Annotated in this window: 26 protein-coding genes; 9 read left to right on the forward strand and 17 right to left on the reverse strand. The window is 69.7% G+C overall.

Annotated elements, in window-relative coordinates; all coding sequences use genetic code 11:
* Nucleotides 1–7 precede the first annotated feature (7 nt).
* Complete coding sequence (locus tag K1T34_RS08045; protein WP_220243656.1) at nucleotides 8–910, reverse strand: LysR family transcriptional regulator; 903 nt, start codon at nucleotides 908–910, stop codon at nucleotides 8–10.
* A gap of 76 nt (nucleotides 911–986) precedes the next feature.
* On the opposite strand from K1T34_RS08045, the gene K1T34_RS08050 reads away from it, so the two are divergent.
* Nucleotides 987–2051 carry a 1-aminocyclopropane-1-carboxylate deaminase/D-cysteine desulfhydrase gene (locus K1T34_RS08050; protein ID WP_220243657.1) on the forward strand — a complete coding sequence of 355 codons (1065 nt, stop codon included), beginning with the start codon at nucleotides 987–989 and terminating at the stop codon, nucleotides 2049–2051.
* 48 nt (nucleotides 2052–2099) lie between these two features.
* Here the strand turns inward: K1T34_RS08050 and K1T34_RS08055 are convergent, their stop codons facing one another.
* The 5 genes from K1T34_RS08055 to K1T34_RS08075 form a co-directional block, all read right to left on the reverse strand.
* Nucleotides 2100–2651, reverse strand: coding sequence for a dihydrofolate reductase family protein (locus K1T34_RS08055; RefSeq protein WP_220243658.1), 552 nt, complete (start codon nucleotides 2649–2651; stop codon nucleotides 2100–2102).
* Between the two features lie 70 nt (nucleotides 2652–2721).
* Nucleotides 2722–3759, reverse strand: coding sequence for an LLM class flavin-dependent oxidoreductase (locus tag K1T34_RS08060; RefSeq protein WP_220243659.1), 1038 nt, complete (start codon nucleotides 3757–3759; stop codon nucleotides 2722–2724).
* Complete coding sequence (locus tag K1T34_RS08065) at nucleotides 3759–4271, reverse strand: SRPBCC family protein (RefSeq protein WP_220243660.1); 513 nt, start codon at nucleotides 4269–4271, stop codon at nucleotides 3759–3761. The genes K1T34_RS08060 and K1T34_RS08065 overlap by 1 nt, the downstream gene beginning before the upstream one ends.
* An 88-nt stretch (nucleotides 4272–4359) precedes the next feature.
* A complete protein-coding gene (locus K1T34_RS08070) occupies nucleotides 4360–4872 on the reverse strand; it encodes a helix-turn-helix domain-containing protein (protein WP_220243661.1) in 513 nt (170 codons plus the stop codon).
* Between the two features lie 52 nt (nucleotides 4873–4924).
* Complete coding sequence (locus K1T34_RS08075; protein WP_220243662.1) at nucleotides 4925–5320, reverse strand: cupin domain-containing protein; 396 nt, start codon at nucleotides 5318–5320, stop codon at nucleotides 4925–4927.
* A gap of 52 nt (nucleotides 5321–5372) precedes the next feature.
* Here K1T34_RS08075 and K1T34_RS08080 point away from each other — a divergent pair, with 52 nt between their 5' ends.
* The gene (locus tag K1T34_RS08080) at nucleotides 5373–6338 is read left to right on the forward strand and encodes a helix-turn-helix domain-containing protein (protein ID WP_220243663.1); all 966 of its coding nucleotides are present in this window, start codon (nucleotides 5373–5375) and stop codon (nucleotides 6336–6338) included.
* On the opposite strand, the gene K1T34_RS08085 is transcribed toward K1T34_RS08080, so the two are convergent.
* Nucleotides 6339–6923 (reverse strand): TetR/AcrR family transcriptional regulator, encoded by a 585-nt coding sequence (locus K1T34_RS08085; protein ID WP_220243664.1) that lies wholly within the window; start codon nucleotides 6921–6923, stop codon nucleotides 6339–6341.
* 69 nt (nucleotides 6924–6992) lie between these two features.
* Between K1T34_RS08085 and K1T34_RS08090 the strand changes: the two genes are divergently transcribed.
* Nucleotides 6993–7499 carry a GNAT family N-acetyltransferase gene (locus tag K1T34_RS08090; RefSeq protein WP_220243665.1) on the forward strand — a complete coding sequence of 169 codons (507 nt, stop codon included), beginning with the start codon at nucleotides 6993–6995 and terminating at the stop codon, nucleotides 7497–7499.
* 145 nt (nucleotides 7500–7644) lie between these two features.
* Nucleotides 7645–8874: a lytic transglycosylase domain-containing protein gene (locus K1T34_RS08095; RefSeq protein WP_220243666.1), complete on the forward strand. Its 1230-nt coding sequence runs from the start codon at nucleotides 7645–7647 to the stop codon at nucleotides 8872–8874.
* A gap of 54 nt (nucleotides 8875–8928) precedes the next feature.
* Here the strand turns inward: K1T34_RS08095 and K1T34_RS08100 are convergent, their stop codons facing one another.
* On the reverse strand, nucleotides 8929–9309 hold the full coding sequence (locus K1T34_RS08100; protein WP_220243667.1) for a helix-turn-helix domain-containing protein: 381 nt from the start codon (nucleotides 9307–9309) through the stop codon (nucleotides 8929–8931).
* Here K1T34_RS08100 and K1T34_RS08105 point away from each other — a divergent pair.
* Both K1T34_RS08105 and K1T34_RS08110 read left to right on the forward strand, forming a co-directional pair.
* On the forward strand, nucleotides 9238–10152 hold the full coding sequence (locus K1T34_RS08105) for an SDR family oxidoreductase (RefSeq protein WP_220243668.1): 915 nt from the start codon (nucleotides 9238–9240) through the stop codon (nucleotides 10150–10152). The two genes, K1T34_RS08100 and K1T34_RS08105, sit on opposite strands and share 72 nt — an antisense overlap.
* 82 nt (nucleotides 10153–10234) lie before the next feature.
* The gene (locus K1T34_RS08110) at nucleotides 10235–11143 is read left to right on the forward strand and encodes an SDR family NAD(P)-dependent oxidoreductase (protein WP_220243669.1); all 909 of its coding nucleotides are present in this window, start codon (nucleotides 10235–10237) and stop codon (nucleotides 11141–11143) included.
* Between the two features lie 191 nt (nucleotides 11144–11334).
* On the opposite strand, the gene K1T34_RS08115 is transcribed toward K1T34_RS08110, so the two are convergent.
* Nucleotides 11335–11922, reverse strand: coding sequence for a TetR/AcrR family transcriptional regulator (locus K1T34_RS08115; protein ID WP_220243670.1), 588 nt, complete (start codon nucleotides 11920–11922; stop codon nucleotides 11335–11337).
* Nucleotides 11923–11972: 50 nt separating this feature from the next.
* On the opposite strand from K1T34_RS08115, the gene K1T34_RS08120 reads away from it, so the two are divergent.
* Nucleotides 11973–13307 carry a carboxypeptidase regulatory-like domain-containing protein gene (locus K1T34_RS08120; protein WP_220243671.1) on the forward strand — a complete coding sequence of 445 codons (1335 nt, stop codon included), beginning with the start codon at nucleotides 11973–11975 and terminating at the stop codon, nucleotides 13305–13307.
* Here K1T34_RS08120 and K1T34_RS08125 read toward each other — a convergent pair.
* From K1T34_RS08125 to K1T34_RS08160, 8 genes are read right to left on the reverse strand one after another with little or no spacing between them, the layout of a single operon-like run.
* A complete protein-coding gene (locus tag K1T34_RS08125; protein ID WP_220243672.1) occupies nucleotides 13279–14019 on the reverse strand; it encodes an SDR family NAD(P)-dependent oxidoreductase in 741 nt (246 codons plus the stop codon). The genes K1T34_RS08120 and K1T34_RS08125 overlap by 29 nt on opposite strands.
* Complete coding sequence (locus K1T34_RS08130) at nucleotides 14016–15521, reverse strand: long-chain fatty acid--CoA ligase (protein WP_220243673.1); 1506 nt, start codon at nucleotides 15519–15521, stop codon at nucleotides 14016–14018. The genes K1T34_RS08125 and K1T34_RS08130 overlap by 4 nt, the downstream gene beginning before the upstream one ends.
* Nucleotides 15521–16309, reverse strand: a complete 789-nt coding sequence (locus K1T34_RS08135) for an SDR family NAD(P)-dependent oxidoreductase (RefSeq protein WP_220243674.1) — start codon at nucleotides 16307–16309, stop codon at nucleotides 15521–15523. The genes K1T34_RS08130 and K1T34_RS08135 overlap by 1 nt, the downstream gene beginning before the upstream one ends.
* Before the next feature lie 24 nt (nucleotides 16310–16333).
* A complete protein-coding gene (locus K1T34_RS08140) occupies nucleotides 16334–17092 on the reverse strand; it encodes an SDR family NAD(P)-dependent oxidoreductase (protein ID WP_255638393.1) in 759 nt (252 codons plus the stop codon).
* Nucleotides 17089–17484, reverse strand: coding sequence for a carboxymuconolactone decarboxylase family protein (locus tag K1T34_RS08145; protein ID WP_220243675.1), 396 nt, complete (start codon nucleotides 17482–17484; stop codon nucleotides 17089–17091). Before K1T34_RS08145 ends, K1T34_RS08140 begins: the two co-directional genes overlap by 4 nt.
* An 11-nt stretch (nucleotides 17485–17495) precedes the next feature.
* The gene (locus K1T34_RS08150; protein ID WP_220243676.1) at nucleotides 17496–19424 is read right to left on the reverse strand and encodes a hydantoinase B/oxoprolinase family protein; all 1929 of its coding nucleotides are present in this window, start codon (nucleotides 19422–19424) and stop codon (nucleotides 17496–17498) included.
* 3 nt (nucleotides 19425–19427) lie between these two features.
* The gene (locus K1T34_RS08155; protein WP_220243677.1) at nucleotides 19428–21458 is read right to left on the reverse strand and encodes a hydantoinase/oxoprolinase family protein; all 2031 of its coding nucleotides are present in this window, start codon (nucleotides 21456–21458) and stop codon (nucleotides 19428–19430) included.
* 29 nt (nucleotides 21459–21487) lie between these two features.
* Nucleotides 21488–21754 (reverse strand): hypothetical protein, encoded by a 267-nt coding sequence (locus tag K1T34_RS08160; protein ID WP_220243678.1) that lies wholly within the window; start codon nucleotides 21752–21754, stop codon nucleotides 21488–21490.
* A 136-nt stretch (nucleotides 21755–21890) separates the two neighbouring features.
* Between K1T34_RS08160 and K1T34_RS08165 the strand changes: the two genes are divergently transcribed.
* Complete coding sequence (locus tag K1T34_RS08165) at nucleotides 21891–22667, forward strand: enoyl-CoA hydratase/isomerase family protein (protein WP_220243679.1); 777 nt, start codon at nucleotides 21891–21893, stop codon at nucleotides 22665–22667.
* A gap of 32 nt (nucleotides 22668–22699) precedes the next feature.
* Nucleotides 22700–23359: a TetR/AcrR family transcriptional regulator gene (locus K1T34_RS08170; RefSeq protein ID WP_220243680.1), complete on the forward strand. Its 660-nt coding sequence runs from the start codon at nucleotides 22700–22702 to the stop codon at nucleotides 23357–23359.
* The last annotated feature ends 10 nt before the right edge of the window (nucleotides 23360–23369 follow it).

The following is a 23369-nucleotide window of genomic DNA, read 5'->3' on the forward strand; positions in this document are numbered from 1 at the left end:
TTTTGTTTCAGAGTTCCGTTGCGGCTTCCCGCAGGTACGTCTCGAGCCGTCTGATCGGCGCGGTCACACCTCGCGTATCGAGTCGGCAGGTGTACAGACGACGGACGAGTGTGGGCTGCCGCATCGGGATAACCACCACGCTCGGGGGAGCGTCCGACAGCAACAACCGCGGCAGCAGTGCGACGCCGAGGCCCGCCGCGACAAGATTGAGTGCGGTGCGGAAGTCCATGCCGTCGAAGTCCAAACGATGTCCGCTTCCCCGGACGCCGCCGACGGGCGACGCGGCCAAGTCGCGGACGTCGACCGCGGTGTTGATCCACGCATCCGACGGCAGGTCGGCCGGGGTGACGCTGTCGGCTCCGGCCAGGGGATGACCGACGGGAACGACGACCATGATCGGATCGTCCATGAGGTGCTCTTGCCTGAGTCCGGCGGGCACTGGCTCGGGAGCGTGTTCGTAGTCGAAGGTGATGGCCAGGTCGATCTCACCCCGGAACAGCAGCGCATGCGTTTCGCGCTGCTCGAGTTCGCGGAGTGTGATGTGAACTGCCGGACGGGTCGACCGCAGGCGCGCGAGCGCAGCAGGAACGATGGAGGCTGCGGCGGAGATGAACGCGCCGAGCCGCACCTCGCCGACGGTTCCGTCCGCGAGCGCCGCGAGCTCGGTGGCGGCGTGGCTCATCGAGGTGGTGATCGCGGCCTCGGTGTCGAGAAGAACTTTCCCGGCCTCGGTCGCACGGACGGGCCGCCGGACCACGACTCGCGCACCGACCCGTCGTTCCAGTTCCGCAATCTGCTGCGAGACCGCGGACTGGGTGTAGCCCAGCTCGTCGGCGGCAGCGGCGAACGAGCCGAGCCGTACGACGGCCGCAAGGGTCACCAGATGCCGCGGATCGAACAGCCAAGACATGAAGTTAAGCGTAGCTTATCGACCGAGAAGAGATCATCGCTTGCGCTAATCCAGAGGCGTCGGTGACGCTGGACGCATGGACTTCACGCACTTCGACACCGCCATCGACACACTCCCCCGACGTCGGGTCGGGTTCTATCCCACTCCGTTCCACGCCTTGCCCAACCTGTCGGCGGCGTACGGGATCAACTTCTTCTTGAAACGTGAGGACCTGGCCGGCCCCAGTGCGATCAGCGGAAGCAAGATGCGTCTGGCCGAGTTCATCCTGGGGCGGGCGATCGAGGACGGGGTGACGCACGTGATCACCCAGGGCGCATACCTGACCAACTCGGGGCTGCAGTTCGCCGCCGCCTGCCTGAGCGCACGGATCACGCCGATCCTGGTGCTGACGCGGAACGTGCCCCGGCACGGTGAACTCGGCGAGCTCCGCGGCAACTACCTGCTCAACAAAACAATGGGGGTCGAAACCCACGTCATCAACGTCACCGGCAGCACCGGAGACGCCCCGCGGATCACCGGCACCATCGCGAACCGCAAGGCCGAGCTCGAGGCACAGGGGCACAAGGTCCTCGTCGTCGGAGCCGGCGGTGCACACCCCGACGGCTTCATCGCGCACGCCCTGACCTTCCGGGAGATGCTCGAACAGTCCGACGCCGCAGGGGCCGAGCTCGACTTCGTCTACCACACGATCGGTACCGGGACCGCGCTGCCGGGGATGCTGGCAGCCAAGCTGAGCCTGGGCCACCCGGTGAAGTTCCGGTCGATCTCCATCCTGAAGTACAACGACGAAGACTGGATGAACCCCGGCGTGATCGTCGAACGGACCAAGGCGGTTCTGGCCACCTTGGGTGCGCCCGTACCCGACGACGCGACGATCCGTGCCGAGATCGACATCGACCAGCGCTTCATCGGCGAGGACTACGCCGTCGCGTCCCCCGAAAGCTCGGCAGCCATCCGCGAGCTGGCCCGAGCAGAGGGCGTCTTCGTCGGCCCCGTCTACACCGGCAAGGGACTCGCGGGATTGCTCGACCACGCCCGCAGCGGGCGGATCCCCGCCGACAGCAACGTCGCGTTCCTGCACACCGGAGACACCGGCAACCTGTTCGAAATCCCCCAAGTCGTCGGCCACATCACCGATTGACCCCGTGGCCCCCCGATGTCGGCGAGTTCGATCGGAGCGGCAGGTGAACTAGCCGCGCGGCTCGGCCGGCCGGTAGACGAGCTGCACCACCCCGTTGCCGAACACCTTCGACCGTTCCAGCGCGAAGTCCAGGTGCGGACCGTCGGCCGGGAACAGGCGGCGGCCCGCGCCGACGACGACGGGGTGTTGCAGGAGGACCAGCTCGTCGACGAGGCGGCGGGCGAGCAGCCAGCGCACGAGCGTCGCGCTGCCGCTGGTGAGGATGGTGCCGCCGGGGGCGGCCTTGAGGTCGCGGATCGCGGGTTCTAGGTCGCGCGGCAGGAGGGTGGTGTGCTGCCAGCCGACGGCGGTGAGCGTGGTGGAGGCGACGTACTTGCGGACGTTGTTCATGAACTCCGCGCCGGGGTCGTCCGTGCGGCCGGGCCACGCTTCGGCGAAGCCCTCGAACGTCACGCGGCCCAGCAGCATCGCGTCGGCGTCGGACATGCCGGCGCCGACGATGCGCTCGAGCTCGGGCGTCCAGTGCGAAAGCGACCAGCGGTCCGGCGCTTCGACGACGCCGTCCAGCGACACGAACAACGTGGACACGATCTTGCGCATCGGAGGGCTCCTCGTTCGGGGAGCCCCACTATCCCGGAGACGACCGGGATCGCGCAGACAAACCGAACGATCAACCCACTTGCCGCACCAGGTCGAGCGCGCGGCCGAGCGTCGACAGCCGCGCGTCGAGCGAGTCGCCCGCCGGGTAGAGGCGGACCGTGTCGACGCCGGCGTCGCGCCAGACGCGCAGCCGCGTGCGGACCATGTCCTCGGTGCCGATGAGCGTGGTGCCCAGGACCATCTCGTCCGTCACGAGCGAAGCGGCGCCGTCGCGGTCGCCGGACTGCCAGCGGTCGCGGACCTCCGCGGCGACCTCGGCCCAGCCCTGGCGGCTGTAGGCGTCGTTGTAGAAGTTGGTGCTCGCGGAACCCATACCCCCCAAGGAAAACGCGAGTTCCTTCTTCCGAGATCCCACCATGTCGCGCAACTCGTCATCATTTGCGGCGAACGCGACTTCCGCGCCCTGGCACACGTCGAGGTCGCCCCGCACGCGGCCGGACTTCGCGAGGCCGGCGTCGAGGTGGCTGAAGTACGCCGAAGCGCCTTCGGGCACGAAGCTGGTGCCGAGCCAGCCGTCGGCGACTTCGCCGGTGAGCTCCAGCATCTTCGGCGACAGCGTGGCCAAGTAGATGGGGATGTCCTCGCATGCTTTCGACGACAGCCGCATCGGCCGCGCCTCGCCCGGCAGCGGGATCTCGAAAGCCTTGCCGGAGAAGGAGATCTTCTCCCCCGCGAACGCGCTGCGCACGATCTGCACCGTCTCGCGCATCCGCGTGAGCGGCTTCGCGAACGGCACGCCGTGCAGTCCCTCCATCACCTGCGGCCCACTCGGTCCGAGGCCCAGTGAGAACCGGCCGCCGGACATGTCGGCGAGTGTCAACGCCGCCTGCGCCACCGCGACGGGCGTGCGCACACCGACCTGCATGATTCCGGAGCCGAGCTGCAGCCGCGAAGTGCGCCCCGCCAGGAAGCCGAGCACCGACGGCGCGTCCGAACCCCACGCCTCGGCGACCCAGCACACGTCGAGACCGAGTTTTTCAGCCTCCAGCACGAACTCCAGCGTCTCCGCCCAGCCGCCCGAGGCCTCGACCGTGGTCGCGGTGCGCATCAGCGCGCCGCCTCGACCCGGTCCTTGATCGCCGCGACGGTCGCGATCATCGCGTTCTCGAACTCGCGCATGCGCACGAAAACGATCTTCTCCTCCTTGTCCGGCATGCGGTCGATGGCGAACGACAGACCCGATCGCGCCGGCCCCATCTGCATCCACTGCGTGAGCTTCGTGCCGCCGTTCTCGGGCTCGAGCGTGAAGCGCCAGGTCGCCGTGGGCGTCTCCGCGTCCGCCACCGCCCACGCGAACACGCGCGGCTCGTCGTACTCGACGATGAACGACGTCGTCGACCACTCGCCGAGCGCGTCGTGCTTGCTGTAGCCCACGAAGGAGACGCCGAGCTTCGGGCCGGTCGCCCCGTCGCACCACTCGACACGCTGAAGCTCAGCGCTCATCTCGGGCATGCGCTGCACGTCGGACACGAACGGCCACACCGTCTCGGGAGCGCTGTCGATCCAGGTGGCCGCCTCGGCCGTGGGCTTGTCCGCGTACCGCGCGCCGGTCCACTCCATCGTGGTGCGCCTCCTCAGCTTCGACCGTCAAGGTGCCTCTGACCACGATAGTTTCGTAGTGAGACCCTCGTGTCAACGCGAGGTCGGCTCAGTGCGCGGCTTCCTGCTTCGCGAACCGCGCCTCGACGTCGGGCCGGTGCGCGATCTTCTCGGGGAAGCCGGGGCCGCGGCGCATCCGCGTGTCCTCGGAGGTGAGCGGCTCGCCGCAGTGCGCGCAGACGACCTCGGCGTGCGTGTCGTGGCCGCACTTCTCGTGGTGCGTCGTGATCGGCGGGCCGGCCTCGCCGGCGAGCCAGCGGTCCCCCCACGCCGTCATCGCGATGAGGACCCCGAAGAAGTCCTTGCCCTTGTCGGTGAGCACGTAGTCGTAGCGCACCGGCTCGGTCTGGTAGGCCACCTTCTCCAGCAGACCCTCGTCGACCAGCCGGCGCAGCCGGTCGGCGAGGGTGTTGCGCGCGATGCCGAGCGCCTGCTGGAACTCGTCGAAGCGCGTGACGCCGTAGAACGCGTCGCGCAGCACGAGCGGCGTCCACCAGTCCCCGAGCAGGTCCATGGTCCGCGCGATGGAGCACGGCCACTGCGCGAAGGAAGTCCGTTTCATGGACGGGAGACTACGCCGTCTCAGTCTGAAACTCAGCTGTTGGAAGCTGTGATCAGGCGATTTCCACGCGGTGGCCGACGGTCACGTCCACGTGATCGGGCACCTCGTCGTGCTCGTCGCCGACCGAGAGCGTGCCCGCGGGCTCCACGAGCAGCACGGCCGCGCCTTCCTTCGAAGACGGCTTGTGGAACGTCCCGCGCGGCACCACGAACACCGAGCCGCGCCCCACGGTGACCACGCGCTCACCGGCGGGCTCCCGCAGGCCGATCCGGATCTCGCCGTCGAGGACCAGGAAGAACTCGTCGGTGTTCTCGTGGACGTGCCACACGTGCTCGCCGGAGAAGCGGGCGAGGCGGACGTCGTAGTCGTTGATGTTCGCGACGATGCGCGGGCTCCACACGGCGTCGAAGCCGTCGAGCACGGTCTGCAGATCGATGGGCTGGTTCATGCGATCGATCGTCGTCCTGTCGCCAGGCCACCGGGAGTGCTAGGAATAGCACATGTCGCAAGGATCCTCGCACCGCGTGGTGATGGTCGTGGACGACGGCTCGAATCCGTTCGAGATGGGCGTCGCGACGGAGCTGTTCGGCCTGCGCCGGCCGGAGCTCGGGCGGCCCTGGTACGAGTTCACGCTGGCCTCGGCGCGCGAGCGCGTGGGCATGCACCTGGGGATGTTCACGCTCTCGGGCATCGCGGGGCTCGGCGCGGTCGACGAGGCGGACACGGTGATCGTGCCGAACCGGCCGGATCCGCAGGTGCCGGCGGATGCCTCGGTGCTGTCGGCGATCCGGCGGGCGCACGCGCGCGGCGCGCGGCTGATGAGCTTCTGCACCGGCGCGTTCACGCTGGCCGAGGCGGGTGTGCTGGACGGGCTGCGCGCGACGACGCACTGGCGGTGGGCGGCCGAATTCACCGAGCGCTACCCCGACGTGCGGCTGGAGCCCGACGTCCTGTTCGTCGACGAGGGCACGGTGCTCACGGCGGCGGGCAGCGCGGCGGCGATGGACCTTGGCCTGTACGTGATCCAGCGCGACCACGGCGCGGAGATCGCCAACGCCGTGAGCCGCCGCCTGGTCTTCCCCGGCCACCGCGACGGCGGTCAGCAGCAGTTCGTGGAACGGCCGGTGCCCGTGGTGCCGGACGCGTCGCTGGCGCCGGTGCTGGAGTGGGCGCGCGCCAATCTCGACCGGGCGTTGACCGTCGCGGACCTGGCCACGCGGGCGGCGACCAGCCAGGCGACGCTGCACCGGCGGTTCCGTGGCGAGCTGGGCACGACGCCGCTGGCCTGGCTGACGACGGAGCGGGTGAGCCTCGCGTGCCGGCTGCTGGAACGCGGCGAGCTGCGGCTGGACCGCGTCGCCACCGAATGCGGGTTCGGGACGGCCGCCAACCTGCGGGCGCAGCTGCGGCGGCACACGGGGCTGAGCCCGTCGGAGTACCGGCGGCGGTTCGGGCCGGCCGCCTGATCAGTTCTCGAGCTCGCGCAGGGCGGCGGCGATCGCGTCGCGGTGAACGGCCGGCGGGTAGGTGGCAGGGTCGGCCGCGGTCAGGGCGTTGAGGCCTTCGACCAGGGCGATCAGGCGTTTCGCGGTCCGTTCGCGGCGCGGGTGAGCCCAGCGGGGGTGGCAGGCGCCGACGAGCCGCGTCACGCGGATGACGAACGAGCGGTTGTGCGCGCGGTGGCGGTCTGCCAGCTCGGGGTCGGCCAGGGCGGCGGCGAGGAAGCCGACCCAGACCCGGGCCTCGTCGGCGGCTTCTTCGGTGAGAGTGGCGGCGTGGCAGAGGACGTCGCGCAACACGGCGGTGGGTGGGCCGCCGACGGCTTCGGTGGCGTCGGCGCGTTCGGCGGTGCGCTGGTGCAGCTGGTCGCGGGCGTGCAGCAGCAGGGCCCGCTTGGTCGGGAACGCGTGCATGACCAGGCCCGTGGTGCAGCCCGCGCGCTCGGCGACGGCGCGCACGGTGAGACCGGGCAGCCCGTCGACGGCCAGCACTTGCCACACCGCGCCGGAGAGCAGTTCGCGCTGAGCGTCGACGTCGCGCTGTCTTGGCATGCGAGCCTCCTTTCCGTAACATCGGTTACGGTAACACTTGTTCCGAAACCACGCGTGAATTTTTGGGGGGTGGCGGTGATCGAGATCCTGCGTTCGGAGTGGGACGCGCCGGAGGCGGTGGCCCTGCGGACGGCACAACGGGCCGAATTGGACACCCGGTACGCGACCAGTGATCACGAAGCCGGCCCGGCGCCAACCGCCGAAAGTATGGCCGTTTTTGTCATCGCGTGGTCCGACGGCACCGCGGTCGGCTGCGGTGGCCTGCGGTTCCTCGGGCCGGGTGAGGCGGAGATCAAACGCATGTACGTGGTGCCGGCCTCGCGCGGCACCGGCGTTTCGACGGCGTTGTTGCGAGCGCTCGAAGAGGAGGCCGTGTCGCACGGCATCACGCGGCTACTGCTGGAAACCGGCGTCCGCCAGCCGGACGCGATGCGCTTCTACCAGCGGGAAGGCTACGAACCGATCCCGGCCTTCGGCGCGTACGACAGTGATCCACTGGCCCGATGCTTCGCGCGATTACTCCATTCGGCGCAGTCGTTGGAAAACCAGTCTGCACCTCCTGTTAAACCCCGGTGAAAATGTCCGATCGGCCAACTACGGATTTAGCGTGGATGGACGAGACCTCGCCGTCTCGACAGATTTGGCGCAGGCTCACAAAAGGCGGCCGTCTTCGGCTAGCTTGACGGAAGAGAGGGTCCGAAAGGCGAAACGGGGAGCGACGATGGCGAAACACCGGCCACGCCGGAGGTCTGTCCGCGGCAAGGCGGCAGCCGCCCTCGCGGGTGGCGCGCTCGTGGTGCTGCCGACGATGGCCGCTTCGGGTCTGCCTATTCCGCTCGCCGCCGCCCCGGCCCCCACGGCCGCGGGCACCTCGCAGTCGCCGATCGCCGCGCCGTGGCTCCCGCCGAACATCGAGCTCCCGCCGGTCGCCGTGGACGGCAGCCTGCCGCAGCCGCCGACCCCGTTGCCGCTGACCGTGCCGGGCTTTCAGGTGAGCACGGGTTCGGCCACGCCGTCCGGTCCACTGGGGATTCCGGGCAGCATGCTGAAGGCGTACCAGAACGCGGCCGACATCATGTCCCGCGAGCAGCCCGGCTGTCACCTCGACTGGGAGCTCATCGCGGCCATCGGGCGCATCGAGTCCAACCACGCGCGCGGCGGTTACGTCGACGCGCAAGGCAACACGCTCGAGCCCATCCTCGGTCCGGTGCTCGACGGTTCCGGCCCGTTCGCCGCCATCGGCGACACCGACGGCGGCAAGTACGACGGCAACGCGGTGTGGGACCGCGCCGTGGGCGCCACGCAGTTCATCCCGTCGACCTGGGCGGGCTACGCCTCCGACGGCAATGGCGACGGCGTGTCCAACCCGAACAACATCTACGACGAAACCCTCGCCACGGCGCGCTACCTGTGCTCCGGCGGCTTGGACCTTTCCAGCGACGCGATGCAGCGCGTGGCCGTGCGGCGCTACAACAACTCGCAGTCCTATGTGGACACGGTCATGGCCTACGCGGCGGCCTACCGCGGCGGCGTGTCGCAGCTGCCCGACAGCCAGGTCCCCATCGGCGCGCCCCCGGGCCCCGGCGCCATCGCGGCCGCCGCCGGCAGCCCCCTCGGCGACCCGGCCCCGCCGCCGCCCCCGGTCGTCACCCCGCCGGGCTCCCCCACGCAGCTCCCGGCGTCGACGACGCCGAGCTCAACCCCCACGACTCCGGCGGAATCCAGCACCACCCCGTCGGACTCCAGTACCACGCCGCCGCCATCCGACGGGTCGACCCCGCCGTCTTCGGACAGCTCGACTCCGCCGCCTGCCGAGAGCTCGACCCCACCGGCCGGCTCGACGACGCCGACCACCACCACCCCGTCGTCGTCCGGCTCGGACTCGTCTTCCTCCACGGGCTCGGACACCACCTCGCCCCCGGAGACGACGAGCACCACGCCGACCAGCTGATTCCCGTGGCGTGAGTGGTGAAGCCGGGCTCCACCACTCACGCGTCCGGCTGCGTCAGGAAGCGCGGGCCTCGTCGTAGGCGTCGCGGGCTTCGGTTACGGCGGGGAGCCTGCGCTCGACCCAGTGGGCCAGGCCGCGGACCTGTTCGGCGGCCTCGCGGCCCATCGGGGTGAGCGAGTAGTCGACGCGGGGCGGGATGACGGGTTTGGCGTCGCGGTCGAGGAAACCGTCGCGTTCGAGGGTTTGCAGCGTCTGCGCCAGCATTTTTTCACTCACGCCGCCGATTTCGCGGCGGAGCTCGCTGAAGCGGTATGAGCGTTCGAGCAGGGCGGCGAGCACGAGGATGCCCCAGCGGCTCGTCACGTGTTCCAGCACGATGCGCGACGGGCAAGTCGCGCGGTTGACGTTGGGCGCCTCGGGCAGTGCTGCGGTCATGTCACCCTCCTGGTTACCGGGCAGCTGGGCCGGCAGGTCGTCGCCGACCTCCTCGCGGCCGGCGTGCCCGCGGGTGAGATCACGGCCGTGGCGCGCAGTGCGGAGAAGGCGGCCGACCTGGGTGTGCGCGTGCACGTCGGCGACTACGACCGGCCGGAGACGCTGGCCGGGGCGTTCGCCGCCGGGGACCGCGTGCTGCTGGTGTCCGGCACCGAGCTCGGCAAGCGCGTCGGCCAGCACACCGCCGTCATCGACGCCGCGAAGGCCGCCGACGTCGCACAAATCGCGTACACGAGCGTCTTCGGCGGCCAGGACGCCGACTTCACCCTCGCCGACGACCACCTCGAGACCGAGCAGCGCATCCTTGACTCCGGGCTGCCGTACACGTTCCTGCGCAACAACTGGTACTCCGAGATGGTGGTCCTCGACGTCGCCGGGTCGCTCGCCCGCGGTGCCGTCGTGAACAGCATCTCCGCCGACGCGCGCATCGCCAGCGCGCCGCGCGAGGACTACGCCGCGGCCGCCGCCACGGTCCTCCGTACCGACGGTCACCTCGGCGTCGCCTACGAGCTCGGCGGCGACACCGCGTTCACGTACGGCGAGTTCGCCGCGGAGCTCGCGCGCCTCGGCGGCCGCCCGGTGGTCCATACCACCATCCCCGGCGCGGAGTACGAAGCAATCCTGACCGGCGCCGGTGTGCCGGCATTGATGGCGACGGTCCTGGTCGACGTCGACGACGCCATCTCGCGCGGCCGCCTCGCCGGCACCCCGGGCGAGCTGGCGAAGCTCCTCGGCCGCCCGCCGGCACCGATCAGCGAGACGATCGCGAAGCTGCTCGGCTGAGCCCGATTCCCCGCGCTCCCGCCTCAGGGACCGGCCGAGATCGCGCTATAAGCTGCAGGCGGTCCGAGCCCGAGGAGCGAACGTGTCCTGGAACCCCCAAGCGCTGCCCGATCTGTCCGGTCGCACCTATGCCGTGACGGGCGGGAACGCGGGGATCGGCTACTTCATCTCCGAACAGCTCGCCGGCGCCGGCGCACACGTGGTGATCCTCGGACGCACCCCGGCCCGGCTGGCGACCGCGGCCGACGCGATCAAAAACCGCCACGCGCAGGCCGAAATCAGCACGATCCGCCTGGATCTGGCCGACCTCGAGTCCGTCGCGGAAGCCGCCGATTCGCTCAATCGTCTCGGGCACGTGGACGGGCTGGTCGAGAACGCCGGCTCCACCTCCCCCGGCCGCCGACGCCGGACCACGCGCCAGGGCTTCGAACTCGCCGTCGGCACCAACCACCTCGGCCACTTCGCCCTCACCGCGCTCGCGATGCCGGTGCTCACCGCGTCCCACGCCCGCGTCGTGCCCATGGGCAGCCTGATCACCCGGCTGCAGCCGTTCGACCTCGACGACCTGCAGACCGAACGCAAGTACTCCGAGTTCCGCGCCTACGCCCAGTCCAAGCACGCCGTGCAGTCCTTCGGCTTCGAACTCGACCGGCGGCTGCGCGCGGCCGGCTCGAAGGTCACGTGCGTGGTGGCCCACCCCGGCTTCAGCCTCGACAGCGCCAGCCCGCGCCGCGACGGCATCACCGACCCGAAGCCGCTGATGCGCCTGTTCGCGCCCCTCACGCAGGGCAAGGACCGCGGCGCCTGGCCCGCCGTCCGCGCCGCCGTCGACCCGGAAGCCACCGGGGGCCAGTTCTACGGCCCCGCCCGCGGCGGCGTCGGCCGCCCCGCACCGAAGACGGCCGTCAAGGTCGACCGCGACCCCGAACGCGCGGCCAAGCTGTGGGCCCTGTCGGAAAAGCTGACGGGCACGACGTTCGACGTCCACTGATCAACCCGGCGGTTCAAGCCCTGTCGCCGGCATCCACCGCCTGGCCCAGCAGCACAGCCAGCTCGGATCACTGCCAGAGCTGCCAGCCTTAGGTCGCCGACACGGCACCAGCGCTCGAACGCCGCCGGGTTCAGTAACAAGTCGCCGGCCCTTGCCGGAGAAACTCGCCGGCGCTTTCTGCGCCCGGCTGATCAACCCGGCGGTTCAAGCCCCGAGTCGAGCGCGTCCATCGCCCGATTCAGCAGCGCCACCAGGTCCGGGTCGCTCCCCGGGTACCAGCACTTGAACGCCGCCCGGTTCGCGGCGAACGCGGTCTCCACCGTGAGCCGCACGTAGAGGTCGTCGACAGGTTGGCCGGTCCGCGCCGCGATGGACTCCAGGGCGGCCTCCTCCACGAGCTTGTTGACGTGCGCGAGCCGGCCCCACAACTCGGGGTATTCGCGCAGCATCAGGGCCCGCTCGCCGAAGGTGGGGTCGGCGGAGGCTTCCGTGAAGCGCTCCGTGAAGACCGCGCGCAGGGTCGCGAGTGGACGTTCCGAGGCAGGCCGCGCGGCGACGCCCGACCGGATGCCGTCGGGGGTGAGCGCCAGGGAGAAGACCGCGGCTTCCTTGCTGTCGAAGTAATTGAAGAACGTGCGCGCCGAGACGCCGGCCTTGTCGCAGATCTGGTCGACGGTCACCTCGTGCGGCCCGCGCGATCGGTACAGCGCGACGGCCGCCGAGCGGATCGCCTGTCGCGTTGCTTCCTTCTTGCGCTCGCGAAGCCCCGCCCCTGTCATCTTTCTTACACTACTGCACTTTTGCAGTACTGCAAGATAACGTGACCGCCATGGCGGAAGAACTGGCCAAACCCTCGACCACTCGCACCCTTGCCGAGAACCTTTGGTTCCCCGTTGTCCTTTTTCTCGGTTTTGCCGTGGTCTACCTGGCCGCCTTCCACCGGCCGCAGCCGCACGAGGTGCCGGTGGCCGTCGCCGACCCGGTGGCCGCGACCCGGGTCCAAGGCCGGCTCGACGAGGTCAGCCCCGGCGGGTTCCACGTCGTCGCCGTGCCCGACGCGCAAGCGGCCCGTGAAGCCGTGCTGGACCGCACCACCAGCGGGGCCTTCACCCCGGACGCAAAGCACCCCGTGCTCTACGTCGCCAAAGCCAACGGCTTCACCCTCCAGTCCCTGCTGACCCAGACCTTCACGCCGCTGGCCAACGGGAAGCTCACCGTCGTCGACCTCGCCCCGACCGTCGCCGGCGACCCGCTGGGCAACGGGCTGTTCTACCTGCTCCTCGCGTGGGGCCTGCCGAGCTACTTCGCCGTCATGATGCTGCTGCGCGCGGTCGGGCTCAGCCGTCGCGCGCGGATGGTCACGTTCGTCGGCTGGGCCGCGTTCCTCTCCGTGGCGGGTTTCCTCATCGCCCACGCCATGGACGTGATCCCCGGCAACCCGGTCGCGATCCCGCTCGCGTTCCTGTCGAGCCTCGTGGTTTCCCTGGTCTCCCAAGGCCTCGTGCCGATCTTCAAGCAGTTCTTCCCCGGCGTCGCGGTCATGCTGTTCGTCATCCTCAGCTCCGCGTCCAGCGGCGGCACCGTCCCGCCGCAGATGCAGCCCGCGCTGTTCCGCGCCCTGCACCCGATCCTGCCGATGGGCAACCTCAACGACGCACTGCGCGGCGTCTTCTACTTCCACGGCGCCGGCGTCGGCGGGCACGTCCTGGTGTTGTGCGCCTGGCTCGCGCTCGGCATCGCCCTCAACGTGGGCCACGCGCTGTGGCTTCGCCGGAAGCACACGCAAGACGAAGCACCGCCCGTGGAAGATCCCGTGCTCGAGATGCCGCGGCCCACCGCGCTCCCGACCCACGGCCACCGGTTCGGCGAGCTCGTGCCCATGCTGATCGGCACCGTCCGCTCCACCACCGGTGACCGCGTCGGCGGCGCGATCCTCACCGTCACCGACGGAAAAGGCCGGCAGCTCGTGCGGACCACCGCCGACGACGAGGGTGCTTTCGCCGTCGGCGGACTGCCCGAGCAGTTCGTGGACCTCGTGGTGACCGCGCCCGGCCGCCAACCCACCGCACGCCGGACGTTCTTCCGCGAAGGCGTCTTCCGGCGCGAAGACTTCGTGCTCGCCCCGGAGCCGGCGCTCACGCCGTCCAGCCACCGTCCACAGTGAGCGTCGAGCCGGTCGTGTACGAAGACGCGTCCGACGCCAGATACACCGCCGCACCACCGAGCTCCGGCGGCGAGGCCACGCGGTTCTGCGGGATGTTCGCCAGGATCCGCGCGCCCCACTTGCTCGTGACCAGGCCCTCGGACAGCTCGGTGTGGAAATAGCCCGGCGCCAGCACGTTCACGCGCACGCCCTTCGGCGCCCACTCCACAGCAAGCACGCGCGACAGCGCCTCGACACCACCCTTGCTCGCGGCGTACGCGGCAAAGCGGTCGAACCCGGTGCGCGCGTGCACCGACGACACCGTGATGATCGACCCCGCTCCCTGCGTGAGCATCTGCCGCCCGGCCGCGCGGGCGCAGTAGTACGTGCCCGACAGGTTGACGTCGAGCACGTGCGCCCAGTCGTCGTCGCTGCCCTGCTCGCTGCGCCGGAACGTCGGGCTGATCCCGGCCGCGGTCACGCACACGTCCAACCGCCCGAGCGAAGCCACGATCCCCGATACCGCACTGTCCGCAAAGGACGGATCCGACACCGAACCCGGGAGCACCAGAGCACCACCGACCTCCGCCGCCAACGACGTCAGGTCGTCCTCCGTCCGCGACGTCACGGCCAGCGTCGCCCCGGCCGCGGCCAACGCCACCGCGATCGCCCGGCCCAGGCCCTTGCCCGCGCCCGTGACCCAGACGACCTTGCCCGTCAGATCGAAGCTCATCCGCGAAGGTTCCTCTTCAGCACCTTGCCCGACGGCGTCCGCGGCAGCTCGTCGAGGAACACGAGATCCGCCGGCACCTTGAACTTCGCCAGCCGTTCGCGGCAGAACGCCACCAGCGCGTCGCGGTCCTGTGCCGCGCCCGGGCGCAGCACGACGAAAGCCTGCGGCACCTCACCCCACCGCGGGTGGCCCATGCCGACCACCGCCGCCTCGACGACGTCGGGGTGCTCGTACAGCACGCGCTCCACCTCTGGCGTCGCGATGTTCTCGCCGCCCGACACGATCATGTCCTTCTTGCGGTCCTCGACGTAGAGGTACCCGTCCTCGTCGAGCCGCCCGACGTCGCCGGTGTGGAACCAGCCGTCGCGGAACGCCTTCGCCGTCGCGGCCTCGTCGCGCCAGTACCCGATGCTCACCTTGGGCCCGCGCAACGCGATCTCGCCCAGCTCGCCGGTGGGCAGCGGCGCCCCGGTCTCGTCGACGATCCGGACTTCGAGGTGCACCACCGGCCGCCCGACGGAACCCACCTTGGCCAGCATGTGCTCGGGGTCGTTGAAGGTATCGCCCGACACGGTCTCGGTGAGCCCGTACGCGTCGGAGAACCACGCCTTCGGGAACGCGGCGAGGATCTTCTCCACCAGCGGCACCGGCATCTTCTCCCCGCCACCGATGATGAACCGGATCGACGACGTGTCACGTTCCAGGATGTCGGGCAGCTGCAGGATCGCGTTCATCATCGACGGCGCCAGCCAGATGTTGCTCGGCCGCTCGCGCTCGATCGTGTCCACGACCTCGGCCGCGTCGAACTTCCGCAGCACGATCAGTGAGCCGCCCGCGTGTAGCGTGCCGACGCCGGGCAGGTCGAACCCGCCGACGTGGTACAGCGGCCCGCACACCAACGTCGCGTCCTCGGCGGTGATGCCGAACTCGACGAGGTGGCCGAGGTTCTTCCACGCCAGGTTCCCGTGCGTGATCTGCACGCCCTTCGGCCGCGACGTCGTGCCGGACGTGTACATCAGCCGCTGCAGGTCATCCGCGCCGACCGACGCCGGCGTCACGGAACGGCCGAGGTTCGAGCCCACCAGGTCTTGGTACGACGTCCAGCCCGAAGCACTTCCACCCAGCAACAGCCGCTGCTTCAGACCCGGCAACGGCAGAGTGTCCACCGACGACTGGAACTCCGGCTCCGTCAGCAGCGCCACCGCGCCCGAATGCTCGAGGACGTAACGCCATTCCTCGGGCGAGAGCCGGTAGTTGAGTGGCAGGAACGCGGCCCCGATCCGGTTCACCGCGAAGACCGCCTCCAGGAACTCGAGGTGGTTGTACAGCAGCAGCCCGACGACGTCACCGCGGCCGATGCCCAGCTCCGTGAGCCCGGACGCCAGCGCGTCGACCCGGGTGAGCAGCTCGCGGTTGGTCAAGGACCGCGAACCCTGGCTGAGCACCACCTTGTCCGGATACCGGCCGGTGTTGTGGTCGAGGATCGTGGCGAAGTTCGACATCAGCGCTCCTGTGCGTGGAAGCTGTGCAGCTCGCCCCCGGCCGATCCCCAGTGGATGGTGCTGATCATGCCGCCGTCGGCGACCAGATCGGTGCCGGTGACGTAGTCCGCGCCCGGCCCGGCCAGGAACGCCACCACGCGCGCGATGTCGTCCGGCTCGCCGATGCGGCCCAGCGGTGTGTTCGCCACCGTTGCCGCGCGGATGTTCTCGTTGCCCAGTGTGTCGCGGTTCAGTCCGCTGTGGACGACACCGGGACTCACGGAGTTAATGCGGATCCCGTCGACGGCCAGCTCGGCGGCCAGCTGCTTCGTCAGCGCCAGCACCCCGCCTTTCGCCGCCGTGTACGACGAAAAGCCGTACCCGGCGTGCCCGGCGATCGACGCGATCTGCACGATCGAGCCGCCGCCACCCGCGGCCATCGCCGGAATCACCTGCTTGAGCAGGATGAAGTACCCGGTGAGGTTCACATCGAGCACCCGCCGCCACTCGCCCACAGTGGACTCCAGCAGCTTCTTGCGGATGATGATCCCCGCGGCGTTCACCAGTACCTTCGGCGGACCGAACCGTTCGACGGCCTCGCTCACCGCGTCGGCCACGGCGTCTTCGTCGGTGACGTCGACCGCGAACGCCGCCGCGGCCACGGAAAGTTCCTTCGCCGTGCGCTCGGCCGCGGCTCCGTCGGAGTCGAGCAGCACGAGCGGCCGGCCGTCCTCGGCGAGCCGCAGCGCGCAGGCGCGGCCGATCCCGGAGCCCGCCCCGGTGACGACCGCGCAGCCTGTCTTGTCCACAGTGGACCTCCTTCCGCGGGGCGCTCAGCCCATCGCGTAACCCCCGTTGACGTCGACCACCGCACCCGTCATGTAGCTCGCCGCGGGCGAGGCCAGGAAGGCCGCCACGCGCGCGATCTCCTCGGGCCGCGCCAGGCGGCCGAGCGGGTTGTAGTCGTCGGAATACCCCTTGCCCACGATCATGTCCGTGTCCACCACGCCAGGAGCCACGGCGTTGGCGACGATCCCGTTGCGGGCCTCGGTTTTCGCGAGCCACTTCACCACCGCGTGGACCGCGCCCTTGCTGGCCACGTAGTGCGGGCCGGCGAGCACGCCGCCGACCTTGCCCGCCACCGAGCCGATGCAGACGACCCGCGCGTCGTGACCGCGCAGGAACGGCAGCGCGCCGCCGATGCACCACAGCGTGCCCTTGACGTTCACGCCGAGCACCGCGTCCACTTCGGACTCCGGCAGCTCGTCGAGCCGCATCGTCTCGCCGTAGACGGCCGCGCACGTCACCAAGGCGTCGAGCCGGTTGCCCGGCCCCGCCGCCTCGGCCATGGCCGAGGCGGCGGCGGTGCGGTCGGTGACGTCGAGGACCAGACCCGCGGCGGAACCGCCGGCCTCGGTGATCTCGGCGACGGTCGCGGCGGGATCCCGGGCGTCGAGCACCGTGACGTGGGCCCCGGCGAGCGCGAGCTCGACGGCGATCCGGCTGCCGATCCCGCGCGCCGCACCGGTCACGACCGCACGCGCCCCGGCCAGGGATGCCGGGCCACGCGGGTCGAGAACTCCGTGGCTCACGCCGACTTCTGCTCGTGCGCCGCCAGTTCCTCCATCAGCACGGGGACCCCGAGGGTGCAGGTGTGGATCCCGAGCACGCTCGTGAGCTCCAGCACCTCCATGATCTCCTCCTTGGTGGCCCCGTAGCCGAGGGCATTGCGGATGTGCTGGCGCAGCCCGGGCTCGTAGAGGTGCGTGGTGGAGGCGTCGATCGCGGTGTAGATCAGCTCCTTGACCTTCGGCTCCAGCACCCCCTTGCGCCACGGCACCGCCGAGAAGTTCAGGTACGCCTCGAAGAAGTCCGGGTCGAGGCTCAGCAGCCCTTCCCAGAACGTGTTCCAGTACCCGCGCTCGGCGAGGAACGTCTCCCGCAGCTTGTTCTGCCGGTCGACGTCCGTCCCGTTCTCGGACAACGGTTCCTCCCCTACTTCGCGGCCAGCTCGGCGCGGCGCTTGGCGGTGGCTTCCTGGTCGATCTTCAGGTTCTCCGGGTCGCCGTGCGGGTCGCCGGAGATCACCACGCCGTAGTCGCGGTACGCGCCCTCGATGGTCACGTACTCGTCGCGCACGTCGCGGCACACGCGCTCGGGATCGCGCTGCAGCGGTGAACCCCAGCCGCCGCCGCCGTTGGTGAGGTAGCGGAACACCGCGTTGGGCTTGGTGTGCCACACCGGGGTGCTGGCGAAGTAGAAGTACTCGCCGTTCGGGTCCACGGTCTTGGTCTTCGGGTCGAGCATCCCGGCGACGGGCGTCGCGCCCGAGTAGACCTCGGGTTCGGTGCCGATGAGGTCCTTGTCCTTCGTGACGTTCTTGTAGTCCGGGTGGAACACCCAGGTCGCGCCGAGCGCGCCGGCCTCACCGCCGTAGACGCCGACGCCACTCGCGGTCTTGGTGTGCAGCGGGCTCGACCAGTGTTCCGCGTCCGTCAGGTACAGCGTGTCCTTGAGCACGGCCGCGCCACCGCGGTTGTCGCCCGCGCCGCCGCTGTCCGGCGCGTACTCCTTGCGCAGCACCACGGCCGGCAGCTCGGACTCGATGGCTTCCGTGGCCGGGTCCAGGTTGTTGGCCTGGTAGACCACGGAGTAGCTGTCGGCGTCGCCGTCCTGCGTCGCGCCCCAAGGCCCGTGCTCGCCGCCGCACTGCGCGGTGGTGACCCACGGGGTGCCATCGGGCAGGACTCCGTTGGCGTTGTGGATGTTCAGCGAGCCGTAGTCGCCGCCGACGGCCTTGCGGCCCAGCGCCTTCTCCAGCGCGCGGAACACCGCGAGCAGTACCGGCCCGGTGCTTTCCCAGTACAGGAACACCGCGCCGTCCGGTGGCGTGGCGCTGATGAACGTGCCGGCCGGCAGGACGATGTCGATCGGCCGGTACGCGCCGGAGGTGAACGGCGTGGCCGGGTCGATGAGGAACTTCAACGCGACACCGACGGCGGTCTTCGTGTCGAGGATGCCGGCGTTGATCGACGTGCGCGCCTGCGGCGAGGTGCCCGAGAAATCGAGCTCCATCCGGTCGGCGGCCTTGGTGATCCTCAGTCGGATCTTGTACTCGACGGTGTCGTCGACGCCGTCGCAGTCGATGCCTTCCTCGGCCTCGTACACGCCGTCGGGCAGCTCGGCCAGCGCGGTGCTCATGGACTCGGCCGACACGTCGGTGGAGTAGCGGATCGCGCCGAGGTACGCGTCGACGCCGTAGCGCTCCACGCTCTCGTTGATCAGCTTCTCGCCCAGCAGCAGGTTCTGGTAGATCGTCTTGATGTCGGGCAGCAGCAGCGCGCAGTAACGGGCGTTGTCGAAGATCAGGTTGAACGCCGACTTCACCGGCTTGTCTTTCTTGTACAGCTGCATCGGCGCGATCACGAGGCCGTTCTCGTACACGTTGCGCTTGGTGCCGGAGAAGCCCGCCGGGATCACGCCGCCCATGTCGAGCTGGTGCGCGCGCAGCGTGACGAGCGAGATCAGCTTGCCCTCGTGGAACACCGGGCGGATGAAGCAGATGTCGTTCACGTGGTTGCCCGCGCGGTACGGGTCGTTGCAGATCACCACGTCACCCGGTTCGAGGTTCTCCGGGCCGTACTCCTCGATGGTGTTGCGCACGGCCTCGGACATGGTGCCGAGGAACATCGCGAGGCTGTTGCTCACCGAGGACATCGGGTAGTTCTGTTCCGGCGGGCCGGAGATCGTCGCCGCGAAGTCGTACCAGTCGCGCAGGATGAGCGAGAACGCGTTGTTGAGCAGGCCGGTGCACATGTGCTGCACGATGTAGCGCATGCGGCTCGACAGGACCGACGCGGTGAAGCGGTCGGAGCCGTACAGCTCGGCGAACTGGGCGTCGTCGAGGTCCTTCAGAGAGGTCATGGTTCACGCCTTCCGGATGCGCAGCTCGCCGTAGGTCCCGACGGTCGCGACCTGACCCGGGACGAGGAACGTGGTGGACAGCGGTTCGCGGACGACCGCGGGGCCGGGGACCTTGTCGCCGACGCGGAGGTCGGCGCGCTGGTACTCGCCGGCGTCGAGCACGTCGTCGGTGAGGTAGCGGATCTTCAGCGTGCGCGTCGGCTGCAGGGTGTCGCCGGACGCGCGCTCCGGGATCTTCGGGTACTCGACCTTGTCGGCCTTCGCGACGGCCTGGACGCGGTAGGTGACGCCCTGCACGGGCAGGGCCTCGAACTTGTTGCCCGAGCGCTCGGCGTAGGCCTCGTGGAAGTTCGCGACCATCGTGGCGACGGCCTCCGCGTCGATCGTGCCGGCGGGCACGCCGATGAACGGCGTTTCCCACGTCTGGCCGGCCAGCCGTCCGTCGAAGCTGCGGACGAACTCGATGTTGTCGCGGTCCTTCTCCTGCAGGCGTTCGCGCAGCCGCTCCTCCATGGAGTGGTAGACCTTGTCGACCTGTTCGGCCGCCTCGGACGTGAGCAGCGTGTAGGCGCTGCGGCTGTCGGCGTAGACGAGGTCGGAGCTGACAAGGCCCAGCGCGGAGAACAGCCCCGGGTGCGGCGGCACGATGACCTCGGCCGCGTGCACCAGGTCGAGCACCGCGGGCAGCAGCATCGGGCCGGCCGCACCGTAGGCGACGAGGCTGTAGTCGCGCGGGTCGACACCGTGCTGGATGGCGATGTTCACGACGCCCTCGGCGATGTTGTTCACGCCGATGTTGAACGCGTAGCTCACGCGCTGCTCGAACGACAGCTTCGAGTCGAGCGCCTCGAAGGCTTGCCGGGAGAGGTCCGGGTCGAGCTTCATGCGGCCACCGGCGAACCCGTCGGGGTCGATGATGCCCATCAGCAGGCAGGTGTCGGTGGTTGTCGGCTGCCGGCCGCCCAGGCCGTAGCAGGCCGGGCCGGGGTCGGCGCCCGCGCTGCCCGGGCCGACCTTCAGCTCGCCCGCCGGGTTGATCGTGACGAGGCTGCCGCCGCCGGCGCCGATGCTGGAGACCTCGTTGGACAGTGCGTTCACGATCAGGTCGTGTTCGAGTTCGAACGTCGTGTTCACGAACGGCTTGCCGTCGCTGACCATGCTGATGTCGCACGAGGTGCCGCCGACGTCCGCGCACAGCAGGTTGCCGGCGCCGATCAGGCCGCCGAAGTGGGCGCTGGACACGGTTCCCGCCGCGGGGCCGGCGAACACGATGCGGAACGGGTGCTCCATCGCGACGTCGGAGCGCACCAGCTGCGCGGCGCAGTCGGCGAAGTTGAGGTCTCCGGTGAAGCCGAGGTCGCGCAGGCCGGCGTCGAGGCGTTTGGTGTAGGCGTCGTAAGTCAGGCGCATGAAGACGTCGATGACCGTGGTCGACGCGCGCGCGAACTCCTTGGCGAGCGGGGAGACCTCGCTGGAGATCGACACCGGGATGTCGCCGAGCTCTTCGTGCACGAGCTGGCGCAGGCGCTCTTCGTGATGGTTGTTCACGTATGCGTTGATGAGGCAGATGGCCACACCTTCGACGCCGCACTTGCGCAGCACCGCGAGCTCTTCGCGCGCGTGGTCCTCGTCGAGCTGGATCAGGATGCCGCCGTCGGCGGTCAGCCGCTCGCGGATGCCGCGCCGGAGGTACCGGGGCACGAGCGGCCGGTTCGCGTCGCCGTAGGAGCGGCGCCACGCCGGGTTCGTCAGGCCTTCGACCGGGCGCCAGGTGCGGCCGATGTCGAGGATGTCCCGGTGTCCCAGCGTGGTCAGGAAAGCGATCTTCGGCAGCCGCCGCGTGATGATCGCGTTGAGGCCGTGGGTGCTGGCGTGGTTGAAGACCGCGGACGCGCTCACGCCGACTTCTTCGGCACCTCGCAGCACACCGCGTTCGGTGGTGCGCACGTCCGTGGCGACCTTGACGGTCTTGATCTCGCCATCGGCGATCGCCACCACGTCCGTGAACGTGCCGCCGACGTCTACTCCGATCATGGAACTACCCGCCTTTCGGTGATTCGTGGTCAGTAAACGTCGAGGCCGTCGGAGGTGAGGACGATGGGGCCGAGCAGCGGGCCGGTTTCACGGCTCACCGATTCGAGCGTTTTCTGGTGCTTGACGACGGTGAACCAACCGCCTTCCGAGAGCACCGGGTAGCGGCGGAAATCCGCTGCGGTGGAACCGGGGAAATCCCGCTCGAGGTTCACGCCGAGCGCCTGCAGATCGGCGTCGGTGACCTCTTCCCGGGCTACCGAAAGTCCTTCGGGGACGGATGATTCGACTGCGTCCATGGGCCATCACTCCGGTGTGTTGTGCCGCTGCCGAGTTTCGTGTACCAATCGGTCTAAGAAACCGTGATGGGAAGCACTGTAGGACCCTGATCGCGGCCTGACAAGCCCGGACCGGGTGAGGTGAGGAGCTTCAGTGATGACGGAACGGGTACACGTCGAAACCACCGGCCGGGTCGTGACGGTCCGCCTGGACCACCCGCCCCTCAACGCCTTCGACACCGAGATGCGCCACGCACTGGCCGACACCGCGGCGCGCTTGGCGGACTCCGACGACGTCCACGCGGTGGTGCTCCACGGCGGCTCGCGGGTGTTCGCTGCGGGCGCGGACATCAAGCAGCTGGCCGGGTTCTCGTTCGAGGAGGTACTCGGCTGGAACCGCGCGCTGCAGAAGGCGTTCACCCGGTTCGCCGAACTCCCGATGCCGGTTGTCGCGGCGGTCAACGGATACGCCCTCGGCGGCGGCATGGAACTCGCGCTCGCGGCCGACTACCGCATCGCGGCTCCCGACGCGGTGTTCGGCCAGCCGGAGGTGCTGCTCGGCATCATCCCGGGTTCCGGCGGCACGCAACGGCTGGCGCGCTTGATCGGCCCGTCGCGGGCGAAGGAGCTGCTGATGACCGGACGACGAGTGCGTGCTCCGGAAGCGCTCTCCCTGGGGCTCGTGGATCGGATCGCTCCGGATCCCCTTGCCGCGGCTCTGGAGTACGCACAGGTTCTCGCGGCGGGCCCCCGGTTCGCGATCCAGGCGGTGAAGGAGGCCGTGGACCACGGGCTGGATTCGTCGATCGCCGCGGGCCTGGCCCTGGAACGCTCGCTCATCGCCGGCCTGTTCGCCACGCGCGACCGCGACACCGGCATGGCGTCGTTCCTGCGCGACGGACCGGGCAAGGCCACGTTCGACCGTGACGCCTAGAGTGGTGTGTCTGCCAGCAGCGGAGGGGAAAAATGCCGAGACCACCGGGACACGGCCCCGGCTACGAGGTCAAGCGCCAGGAGATCATCGACCAGGCCGCCGCGCTGTTCGCCAAGCAGGGCTATGCCGCCACCGGGATCGCCGAGATCGGTCAGGTCGCGGGCCTCGCGAAGGGCGCGCTGTACTACTACATCGGGTCCAAGGAGAACCTCCTGGTCGAGATCCAGGACCGCGTGCTGCGCCCGCTGCTCACCGCAGCCCGCCGCATCGCCACCCTCGACGAGGACCCGGTCCTGCGGCTGCGCCTGCTGTCCGAGACGCTGCTCGACATCATCCTCGAGCGCCTCGACCACATCTGGGTGTACGAACACGACTACCGCCACCTGCGCGGCGCCAACCGCGCCCGCCTGCTGCGCCAGCGCCGCGAGTTCGAGCGCATCGTGCTGGAGCTGTTGACGGCCGCGATGGACACCGGCGCGTTCCGCCGGCTGGACCCGCGGCTGGCGATGCTGCAGTTCCTGAACTTGCACAACCACACCTACCAGTGGGCACGCCCGGACGGACCGTGGGACGCGGCGTTCCTGTCGCGGGAGTACTGCGCGACGTTGATCTCGGGGTTCTGCAGTCCGGGTTACGACGTGGCTGATCTGGAGGAACGGGTGGCCGCGTTCAGAGCGCGGGTGCCGGTCTGACCTGCTCGGT

Source organism: Amycolatopsis sp. DSM 110486, from assembly GCF_019468465.1.
Classification (GTDB): Bacteria; Actinomycetota; Actinomycetes; order Mycobacteriales; family Pseudonocardiaceae; genus Amycolatopsis.

Coding starts and splice junctions, on each gene's coding strand:
- K1T34_RS08125 (WP_220243672.1), bottom strand. CDS start 14,019: ATGAGCTTCGATCTGACGGGCAAGGTCGTCTGGGTCACGGGCGCGGGC.
- K1T34_RS08045 (WP_220243656.1), bottom strand. CDS start 910: ATGTCTTGGCTGTTCGATCCGCGGCATCTGGTGACCCTTGCGGCCGTC.
- K1T34_RS08055 (WP_220243658.1), bottom strand. CDS start 2,651: ATGCGCAAGATCGTGTCCACGTTGTTCGTGTCGCTGGACGGCGTCGTC.
- K1T34_RS08165 (WP_220243679.1), top strand. CDS start 21,891: ATGACGGAACGGGTACACGTCGAAACCACCGGCCGGGTCGTGACGGTC.
- K1T34_RS08130 (WP_220243673.1), bottom strand. CDS start 15,521: ATGTCGAACTTCGCCACGATCCTCGACCACAACACCGGCCGGTATCCG.
- K1T34_RS08150 (WP_220243676.1), bottom strand. CDS start 19,424: ATGACCTCTCTGAAGGACCTCGACGACGCCCAGTTCGCCGAGCTGTAC.
- K1T34_RS08060 (WP_220243659.1), bottom strand. CDS start 3,759: ATGCGCACCGCGACCACGGTCGAGGCCTCGGGCGGCTGGGCGGAGACG.
- K1T34_RS08115 (WP_220243670.1), bottom strand. CDS start 11,922: ATGACAGGGGCGGGGCTTCGCGAGCGCAAGAAGGAAGCAACGCGACAG.
- K1T34_RS08095 (WP_220243666.1), top strand. CDS start 7,645: ATGGCGAAACACCGGCCACGCCGGAGGTCTGTCCGCGGCAAGGCGGCA.
- K1T34_RS08100 (WP_220243667.1), bottom strand. CDS start 9,309: ATGACCGCAGCACTGCCCGAGGCGCCCAACGTCAACCGCGCGACTTGC.
- K1T34_RS08075 (WP_220243662.1), bottom strand. CDS start 5,320: ATGAACCAGCCCATCGATCTGCAGACCGTGCTCGACGGCTTCGACGCC.
- K1T34_RS08050 (WP_220243657.1), top strand. CDS start 987: ATGGACTTCACGCACTTCGACACCGCCATCGACACACTCCCCCGACGT.
- K1T34_RS08065 (WP_220243660.1), bottom strand. CDS start 4,271: ATGGAGTGGACCGGCGCGCGGTACGCGGACAAGCCCACGGCCGAGGCG.
- K1T34_RS08085 (WP_220243664.1), bottom strand. CDS start 6,923: ATGCCAAGACAGCGCGACGTCGACGCTCAGCGCGAACTGCTCTCCGGC.
- K1T34_RS08160 (WP_220243678.1), bottom strand. CDS start 21,754: ATGGACGCAGTCGAATCATCCGTCCCCGAAGGACTTTCGGTAGCCCGG.
- K1T34_RS08080 (WP_220243663.1), top strand. CDS start 5,373: ATGTCGCAAGGATCCTCGCACCGCGTGGTGATGGTCGTGGACGACGGC.
- K1T34_RS08070 (WP_220243661.1), bottom strand. CDS start 4,872: ATGAAACGGACTTCCTTCGCGCAGTGGCCGTGCTCCATCGCGCGGACC.
- K1T34_RS08120 (WP_220243671.1), top strand. CDS start 11,973: ATGGCGGAAGAACTGGCCAAACCCTCGACCACTCGCACCCTTGCCGAG.
- K1T34_RS08155 (WP_220243677.1), bottom strand. CDS start 21,458: ATGATCGGAGTAGACGTCGGCGGCACGTTCACGGACGTGGTGGCGATC.
- K1T34_RS08170 (WP_220243680.1), top strand. CDS start 22,700: ATGCCGAGACCACCGGGACACGGCCCCGGCTACGAGGTCAAGCGCCAG.